Origin of the sequence: Dialister sp. (genome assembly GCF_051885895.1) — a bacterium.
Classification (GTDB): domain Bacteria; phylum Bacillota; class Negativicutes; order Veillonellales; family Dialisteraceae; genus Dialister.
On sequence record NZ_JBJEXP010000075.1, the window covers coordinates 1 to 8083 of the forward strand.

The following is an 8083-nucleotide window of genomic DNA, read 5'->3' on the forward strand; positions in this document are numbered from 1 at the left end:
AGCTTCACATTATGGGCTGTATAGTGGTCTCCGGGATAAATATCAATGGAATCTGCTTCGATACGGTAATCCGGTACTTTGGCCACTGCATGCTTCGTAGTAAAATATCCCTTCTGCACCACCAGCTTGTTGGCATTCCTGTCATAAACGCCATCGGCTCCTTTAAAGTAGTAGGTGTCCGAATCCCAGCCATCCAGCTTTTCAAAACGGCCAATAGAGGCAGAAGCATCATACTCCGCCCTGGCAGCCTTAAGGTTTGTGGTTGGATTGACCCAGTGTACTTCTCCCGGAATCACATATTTCTGGGCAATGGAATTGCCATATACATACTCTGTCTGGTATGTATCAAGCATATGTTTGATTACCACTTTCCCCATGGCATCCACATCACCGGTGGTATCATTGTAGCGCATGCGGTCCGCCGTAACATACATGGGATTTTGGGCAGATATGCCATTATCCTGAGGGACGTCCTCTTGTTGTTTTTTATCCCTGCCCTTTGTTTTTTTCGGCGCCGGTTTCTGGTTTTCTGCCAGTTCATAGGCAGAAGCAGGGCGCGCTACCCCCTTGGCATCAAATACCAGAGGTACGCTGGAAGAAGCATTGTCCGCCGCTTCATCCTCAAGGCCCTCTCCGCTCTCTCCCTGCACAGGCATAACCAGCAGGACAGACAGCGCAAAAGGAGCCAGCAGTTTTACATAGGTTCTCGTCATTTAGTCATTTCTCACAATTACTACAGAAGGAGTGTCTTCACCGGAGCTGCTGCTTTTAGCTGTATCTTTGGCATCAGCTGTTTTATCCCGCACTTCTTCCAATTCCGCTTTTGCTTTTTCATTCATGGTTTCTGTTTTTTCTTCTGCTTTAGTCTCTGCCGTTACCGGAGCTGCTGTTTCGGCAGCTGCAGGGGTTTCCTTGACCGCTGCTGCATCTGCTTCTGTATCCTTATCAGCTTCCGCTGCCGCAGAACGTACTACCCGTTTGCGAATGACAGCATTCGGTGCCCCGCTGGTCAGTTCCAGCCCCTTGGTCGTTACCGCTTCCTGGGTTTCAATATACAGCGTGCTTCCTGCCGGAAGGCTTACATCTTTCCCTTTGACAAAAAATCCGCCCACCAGTCCGATCGGCCCCAGAGCCAGGGCGCCAATGGTGGATGCGCCTACAGCGGCAGCCTCCATCTTCAGTTTTTCTTTGGCTTCCGGTCCGAGCACCGTGGGGATGACTTCATCATCTACGGAAAATACCTGATCAAAGGATACATCCAGAGCGCCGCTCCTGCCGAAGCTCTTCGGGCGGCTCACCTTGGTGACTACGCCGCTCCCCTGGGCTCCCTTGGGCAGTACGAGCACATCGCCTACACTCACATCTTCCTGTACCGTGAAGGTCACCGGATCTCCTACCTGGTTTGTCTTGCTGCTGACGTCATCATTCAGGGAAATCTTGAAGACGGTATTGGCAGGAAGCTCTACCGATTTCATTTCATAATGCTGGTCTCCGTATACCGATTTTTCCAGGTTTGCCAGCCGCTGGTCAAGAGCGCCCTTTTTTTCTGCTCCATACACCTTGGTTTCCAGATCTCCTACCCTGGTTTTCAGAGAATCCGACTTGATTTCATCGGTAAGATAATATTCCATGGCATTAACCCTGGTTGCGATGGAAGGAACTGCATCATTATCACTCTTTACCACATCGGTATAAAGATTGGTAATCCGGTTATCCAGCCCGCTGGCCGAAGAATTCCCGTTTCCGTAAATCAGGTTATCTGCATTGTCCACGCGGGTGATCAGCGAACCGCTCTGGGCACTCCCGTAAATTACCTCATCCACCCGGTCAATTCGGTCGGATAAGGTTGCCGGTTCTTCTGCAAAAGCAGGCATGGTTAATAAAAGGGAAATTCCTGCCGCCAATAACGCTTTTTTTATCATATAATCACCCTCCGTTATACTCTTACATCAATTACCGCAGATACGCCTACACCCTGTACACGGCTGAAGGAAGTCGGATTCGTGCTGTCCATAGGTATCAGTCCCTTAATGCGGAACAGCTTGTCATTCCAGCTGATTTCCAGCTGGCCTACTGCCTGCACCTTTTCTACCTGGTCTGCATCGCCAATCACCTGAGCGGCACCAATGTACCCGTTGTTTCCAATACTGACAATCGGCACCACCTTGGTTGCATAATTCGTGCCGGCTCCTTCTTTCATCATCACTGAGTTGATGGCACTGTTAATCGATTCTCCATATTTAGATACAAGGAAGCCTATGCCCCCTACTTTAGCCACTCCGCCCAGAACGCTTCCCAGGCTGAAAGCATTGACATTCATAATGGCACCGGTGCCGATCATGCAGGCAGCCAGTGCTAAAACTGCTACTCTTTTTAATTTCATCTGTAAATCCTCCTTACATGAAAACCTGTTTTCCGGTTTTCGGGAAGGACGCAAAGATTCAAATTCCCAAGGCAGGCCCTGGAATATACATTGAACCGGTGCATCTAGAAATACCCTGCCAAAATGTATTCTTCCAGCATCCCCATGCTTTCCGGTGCTGTGCTGAATTTTGCCTACACTTAAGAATATTATAAATTAAAAGGGGGCTCTGTGCAAACAGAAACCCCTCTTTTTACCTTGCTTTTGCCGTATTTTTCTACCTTTCAGCCCTGTTTCTCAGCAGCTTCTCTCTTCGCCTCAAAAGAACCGGGCTGAGACATGACCTTCGGCTTTTTCAGCTGGTTATAGGCCTGGATCATCATGGCGCATTCCACGCGCTTCCGCTGGATTTCGCAGGTAATATGATACGGCTTATGAATGTCGCCTGCGAAAGCCTCATTATTCGCATGACATCCGCCGGAGCAGAAGAACTTGGCCCAGCAGTCCACACATTCCGGTTTTGTGAATACATGATTGGTACGGAAATCATGCATCATTTTCATGTTCTTCAGTCCTTCATACACATTGCCCAGCACATAGCCTTCCCGTCCCACAAACTGGTGGCAGGGATAGATATCGCCGTTCGGAACAACAGCCAGATATTCATGACCTGCTCCGCAGCCGCGAAGGCGTTTGGGCAGGCAGGGACCTCTCCACAGATCCATGTTGAAGTGGAAGAAGAAGAACGGTCTTCCTTCCTCTTCCCTGCGGATAAAGAGACGAGCCAGCCGGTCATACTCTTCCTTGACCCGGGGCAGATCTTCTTCCGTAATCGAATATTCCGCCGTTTCTTCTCCTACCACCGGTTCCATGGAAACAGCAGGGAATCCATGATCAAGCATATCTTCCACATCGGTGGTGAAGTCCAGATTATACTTTGTGAAAGTACCGCGGACATAATATTCTTCCCCATTCCTGTGAGCTACACAGTACTGCAGATTCTTTACGATCCGGTCATAGGTGCCTTCGCCATTGACATCGGGGCGCATGCGGTCATGCATTTCCTTTCTTCCGTCCAGAGAAAGGATAAGGCTGATATGGTTGTCTGTCAGATACTTCACCTTTTCTTTATCCAGCAGCATACCGTTGGTGGTAAGAGACATCTTGATTTTTTTATGGTGCTTTTTTTCCTGTTTATGCACATAATCAATGGTCTGCTGAACTACATGCCAGTTCATCAGCGGTTCGCCGCCGAAGAAATCCAGTTCACAGTGTTCCCGGGGACCGCTGTGGGCAATCAGAAAATCCACGCCTCTTCTGGCTACATCAAAGGGCATGAGCATACGCCACTGTCCGTAGCCGCCCTGTCCTGCAAAGCAGTATTTGCAGCGAAGGTTGCAGTCATGAGCAATATTCAGGCACAGTGCCTTGATAATAGGCCTGTCTTCAATAGCCATTTTATAGTTGGGATCCATGGGAGCGAAGAGGACTTCCTTCCGAATCAGTTCATCCAGATCATCCATCACTTCGTTTAATTCTTTCTCTTCATAGGAACCTGACAGATTTGCCAGAACCATGTCCCGGTTTTTCCCATTATAAAATTCCAGTACTTTATATGTCACGTCGTCTACAACATGAACAATACCGCTGTTAACATCCATTACAATGTTCATGCCGTTCTGACGGAAACGGTGAATCATGGGCTTTACATTATAATCCATGAAATATCTCCTTTTTCATAACAGTTTCAGGAAACTGCCGCTTACAATCCAAACAGTCTTCAGGAAAGAAATAGAAAAGCCCCCGGCCTCAGGGCCGGGGGCTTGGCCGTCAAATCAGGCTCTCTTTGCTTCCTTGGCTTCTTCCTGTGTTGTGCAGATCAGGTTGCCGATGGTGCAGCTTGTCTTGCAGGCAGACTGGCAGGAAGTCTGACATTCACTGCAGCCTTCAAACTTAATGGAGTCCTGCAGGGAAGACTGGTTGATTGTAACGATATGTTTGGACATGATGTCACCTCCCCGAAACAATTTTTCTGAAATAATCATATCATAGAAAACAGGATAATGACAAGTAAAAATTATGTTGGCTTACGTGACGGTGACGGTCCCAGGCTGTATTTCCCAATTCTCACCCATGCCCGGCACCGGCAGAATGCCATCCCCATGAATCACTTTGGCGGTCTCCTTCTGAGCCCTCAGCTCCATTCTCCGTAAAAGCCATCCCACTTTCCGGTTTTACAGCAGGTAGTAAAGTCCGTACACAGCTCCCAGAGGCAGAAGAGTCAATCCCACCAGAGCTGCCATGCATCCGGTTTTCTTACCATGAACGGCGAACCAGTCATCAGCAATACTGTTCATTTCCCTATATTCCCGTTCCAGCCCCTGAATAATGCGCCACAATTCCCGGCAGTCTGCTTCCGTCAGCGTTTCATCATCATCCATTACCACGGGTGTTTCCTTTTCCCGTTCCTTCTCTTCCGCTTCCCGGCGCGCTTTTTCTTCTGCTTCCTGCATCTGCCCTTTGATATGGCTTCTCCAGTCTCCGGTTTCTTCTTCCTCTTTTCTGGCTTCTTCCTCCTGTTTACGCTTTTCCTCTGCTTCCTTTTCCTTCTTTTCTTCCTCGAACTCTCCGCTTTCTTCCCCTTCATCCACCGCCTTCAGCAGTTCATCCTTCAATTTCTGGATATCTTCCGTGTACTTATGAGTAGCCGCATCCCAAATGGTATAATCCAGTTTCTTTTTCATATCATACATGGTGCCGGACGTAGCCTGCTGGAAAAGATACTGGGTATTATCCATATCTTCAAAAATTTCACCTACCCTGCCTTTATTTTTGAACTTTGACTTGCCCACTTTAACAAAGTACATGAAGGTGCCGATATGTGCTCTCAAATTGCCGATAGGGCTCTCTTTACTATGACCCTTATCAAAAAATCCCATGAAATATTCTCCTTGCAGACCTTATAAACCCTGTTCAAACAGATGAATTAATTATATTATAAATGATTTCCCGAAAGCTGGCAAAAAAGAGGTATTACCACAAAGCTTCATACCCGTCTTCCACCAGTGCCAGACCTATGCCCATGGCTTTCATCAAAGAAGAAAGGTATGGCAGATCCCGAAGGAACCCATCGGTCTGTCCCCTTCCCTTTTCCAGCAGAATCCGGCTCTCAATATGAGAATAGGCCGGCAGTTTCATTTCCTGCAGAAGTTTATCCTGCTCCAGTACGGCCAGATGGGTAAATGCCCGAAGCACCGCTCCCAGAAGGGCATCTGAAGATTCAGGAATTTCAAGAAGCCTGACCATGGAATAGGCGGATGCGCCTTCTCCGGAAGCGTCATGCAGCACCATGACCGGCCGGCCGATCTGCTGAAAACGGCTGCCAAGAAATAGAATATCTTCTAAAAGCACTTTCCCATAGGGCGGCAGAACCTTCTGTTTCCTGACCTGGGAGAAAAGATCATTTTTCATGCTTCGTTCCGCCCGTGCACCTTCCACCCGGCGGTACAGTCCCCGGGGAAGTGTCATCCATATGTCCCGGTGCTCAATCAGCCATTCTCCCAGCACTTTGCTGTAAGGCTCTCCGGTATCTGAAGTAACACCCACCCTGTTTACATAGTCCTTCTGATATAAAGACTCCGGATGAGTACTGTCTTTTTCTACTTTTGAAAGCAGCTCAGCCCGGGTATACTGCCCGTAGAGGGAAAGCCCCGGATTCACAGGAGACAGATAAAATCCATGAAACAGATAACGGATGGAAACGCCAAGCAATATGCCCAGCCTCTGCAGATTGAGGGAAAGGCCCTTTCTTTCCTGCAGGCCATAGCGATCATTGGATGCGCCGGTCACCAGAGACACCGCCTTCAGGGCAAACGGTGCCTTTCGTCCCAGTGCCTGGGCCACAGTCATCGGATTGACAGACTCTTTCCAGGACCACAGCCTGAGCATTTTCCTGAGGGGCTGTTCTTTTTCCACCGCAGGCTTCATGTCATAGAGAGTCAATATCTTTCCATTCTTATCCATGGAAGCAAAGGCAAATCGTCCCCATTCTTCCGCCCTGCTGTCTTTCAGTCGGACTGACATATCCAGAGCAAGACCTCCAGCGAATTCTTTCTGCCCCAGAATGCCCGCCATCAAACGGCTTTGCCCCAAAGAAGCCTTCTCCACTACTGTCCTGTACATGGACCAGTTTGTATCCCGGTGCACCAGAGCATCTCCATGGGCAAGAAGCCAGGAAAGAACTGTTTCTTCATAGGTTTTTCCCGTATCAGCAGTCACCCCTCCACTGCTGATATACTCTTTTGTAAAAAGGAGATCCGGATGCTGCACATCCTTTTCCAGCAGCGCTGTCAGTTCATCTTCCCTGTAAGCCATCATTACCACCTCATATTTCTTCATCTATCTTACCACATATAGTATATATGTGGGCCAGTGAACCAGTGAGCCGGCAGGCGAAAAGCAGATGACGGATAGTGATCTCCAATTCACTATTTTACCAGTACACTAGCCCACTCCCTTTCTTTGTGTTATATTTTTCATGTATATTCACTTAAGGAAGAAGAGATATCATGGAAAAACATTTTGATATTAACCGGGGCGGCTACAGCATTCGAAGCAGGCTCATTGTCAATGACAGTGACAAAAGCACCAGAACCTTTGATGATGTTGTCATCGTAACCCACGGCTTTGGAAGCAGCAAGGAAACCGCCGGAACACTTCATTTCGGTGAACACCTGACTTCCAAGTACAAGGGATTTGCTGTCATAGCCTTTGACTGGCCCTGCCACGGCATGGACGCCAGGAAGAAACTGGATGTAAATGAATGTCTTACCTATCTGGAACTGGTAACGCAGTATGCCAAAGAAGTGCTGAAGGCCAAACGGGTATACAACTATTCCTCCAGCTTTGGCGGTTACCTGACTCTCCGTTTTCTCATCGAACGGGGCGACCCTTTCACCAAAATTGCCCTGCGCTGTCCGGCAGTGTGCATGTACCAGTCCATGATGAGCTACGTTTCCGATGACGATAAGGCCAAGCTGCGCAAAGGAAAAGAAATTTCCGTAGGCTTTGAAAGAAAAATGAAGGTGGATGCTTCTTTCTTTGAATCACTCAAAAACTTTGACGTGATGAAACAGGAATATTTTGACTTTGCCGACTCCATGCTCATTATTCACGGCACAAAGGATGAAATGATTCCCATAGAAGCCTCCCGCACTTTTGCTGAAAACAATGTCATCGAATTCATTCCGGTAGAAGGCGCCAACCATCCCTTCCAAAATCCCGACCACATGGCCCTGGCTATTCACAAAATTATAGAATTTTTCCATGGATAAGGGATTGCTTCGCGGCCCGGGCTCATAGGATTCAGAGGAGAATGTGGACAGCCCCTTCGGAGCTGAGGGTTCTTAAGGTTTTAAGTTTGATGGGCCTTCAGCTCAAAGGTTGTGGTATCACTGCTTTGCAAGCAATGAACAAAAACTCAGCGTTACGGAAACTGTATTTATATTTCCTTTATGCTGTATACCGCAGGCGGTGGAACCTGATTTTCCGCATAGGGTATTCTGTCAAATTTACAGACTTATCCTTACCCCTATCGGGAAGCCCCTTACTGCCCACATAAACGCAAAAAGCCTTACATCAACCGATTTCGTCGATTGATGTAAGGCTTTTATTCATGGAGCCGGCAACAGGATTTGAACCTGCGACCTACGCATTACGAAT

8 protein-coding genes and 1 pseudogene are annotated in these 8083 nt (G+C 48.1%); 2 read left to right on the forward strand and 7 right to left on the reverse strand.

What is annotated here, in order from left to right:
- The 5 genes and pseudogenes from ACI4N7_RS06260 to scfA all read right to left on the reverse strand — a co-directional run.
- Positions 1–713, reverse strand: a pseudogene (locus ACI4N7_RS06260) (hypothetical protein); the annotation flags it as partial.
- Complete coding sequence (locus ACI4N7_RS06265) at positions 714–1922, reverse strand: hypothetical protein (protein WP_439732496.1); 1209 nt, start codon at positions 1920–1922, stop codon at positions 714–716.
- 14 nt (positions 1923–1936) lie between these two features.
- On the reverse strand, positions 1937–2383 hold the full coding sequence (locus ACI4N7_RS06270; protein WP_439732497.1) for a hypothetical protein: 447 nt from the start codon (positions 2381–2383) through the stop codon (positions 1937–1939).
- Between the two features lie 263 nt (positions 2384–2646).
- On the reverse strand, positions 2647–4083 hold the full coding sequence (scfB, locus tag ACI4N7_RS06275) for a thioether cross-link-forming SCIFF peptide maturase (RefSeq protein ID WP_439732498.1): 1437 nt from the start codon (positions 4081–4083) through the stop codon (positions 2647–2649).
- Between the two features lie 114 nt (positions 4084–4197).
- Entirely contained in the window at positions 4198–4368 is a 171-nt protein-coding gene (gene scfA / locus ACI4N7_RS06280; RefSeq protein WP_008860055.1) for a six-cysteine ranthipeptide SCIFF, read from the reverse strand.
- Between the two features lie 57 nt (positions 4369–4425).
- Between scfA and ACI4N7_RS06285 the strand changes: the two genes are divergently transcribed.
- Positions 4426–4575 (forward strand): hypothetical protein, encoded by a 150-nt coding sequence (locus ACI4N7_RS06285; RefSeq protein WP_439732499.1) that lies wholly within the window; start codon positions 4426–4428, stop codon positions 4573–4575.
- Between the two features lie 21 nt (positions 4576–4596).
- On the opposite strand, the gene ACI4N7_RS06290 is transcribed toward ACI4N7_RS06285, so the two are convergent.
- Together ACI4N7_RS06290 and ACI4N7_RS06295 are read right to left on the reverse strand one after the other, a co-directional pair.
- The gene (locus ACI4N7_RS06290; protein ID WP_439732500.1) at positions 4597–5301 is read right to left on the reverse strand and encodes a hypothetical protein; all 705 of its coding nucleotides are present in this window, start codon (positions 5299–5301) and stop codon (positions 4597–4599) included.
- 94 nt (positions 5302–5395) lie between these two features.
- Positions 5396–6760 (reverse strand): hypothetical protein, encoded by a 1365-nt coding sequence (locus ACI4N7_RS06295; RefSeq protein ID WP_439732501.1) that lies wholly within the window; start codon positions 6758–6760, stop codon positions 5396–5398.
- A 170-nt stretch (positions 6761–6930) separates the two neighbouring features.
- Here ACI4N7_RS06295 and ACI4N7_RS06300 point away from each other — a divergent pair, with 170 nt between their 5' ends.
- Positions 6931–7695 (forward strand): alpha/beta hydrolase, encoded by a 765-nt coding sequence (locus tag ACI4N7_RS06300; protein ID WP_439732502.1) that lies wholly within the window; start codon positions 6931–6933, stop codon positions 7693–7695.
- Positions 7696–8083 lie beyond the last annotated feature (388 nt).

Bases quoted from the DNA above. Each gene is read 5' to 3' on its own strand.
- ACI4N7_RS06265 (WP_439732496.1), bottom strand. From the start codon at position 1,922: ATGATAAAAAAAGCGTTATTGGCGGCAGGAATTTCCCTTTTATTAACC.
- ACI4N7_RS06295 (WP_439732501.1), bottom strand. From the start codon at position 6,760: ATGAAGAAATATGAGGTGGTAATGATGGCTTACAGGGAAGATGAACTG.
- ACI4N7_RS06300 (WP_439732502.1), top strand. From the start codon at position 6,931: ATGGAAAAACATTTTGATATTAACCGGGGCGGCTACAGCATTCGAAGC.
- scfA (WP_008860055.1), bottom strand. From the start codon at position 4,368: ATGTCCAAACATATCGTTACAATCAACCAGTCTTCCCTGCAGGACTCC.
- ACI4N7_RS06285 (WP_439732499.1), top strand. From the start codon at position 4,426: ATGACAAGTAAAAATTATGTTGGCTTACGTGACGGTGACGGTCCCAGG.
- scfB (WP_439732498.1), bottom strand. From the start codon at position 4,083: ATGGATTATAATGTAAAGCCCATGATTCACCGTTTCCGTCAGAACGGC.
- ACI4N7_RS06270 (WP_439732497.1), bottom strand. From the start codon at position 2,383: ATGAAATTAAAAAGAGTAGCAGTTTTAGCACTGGCTGCCTGCATGATC.
- ACI4N7_RS06290 (WP_439732500.1), bottom strand. From the start codon at position 5,301: ATGGGATTTTTTGATAAGGGTCATAGTAAAGAGAGCCCTATCGGCAAT.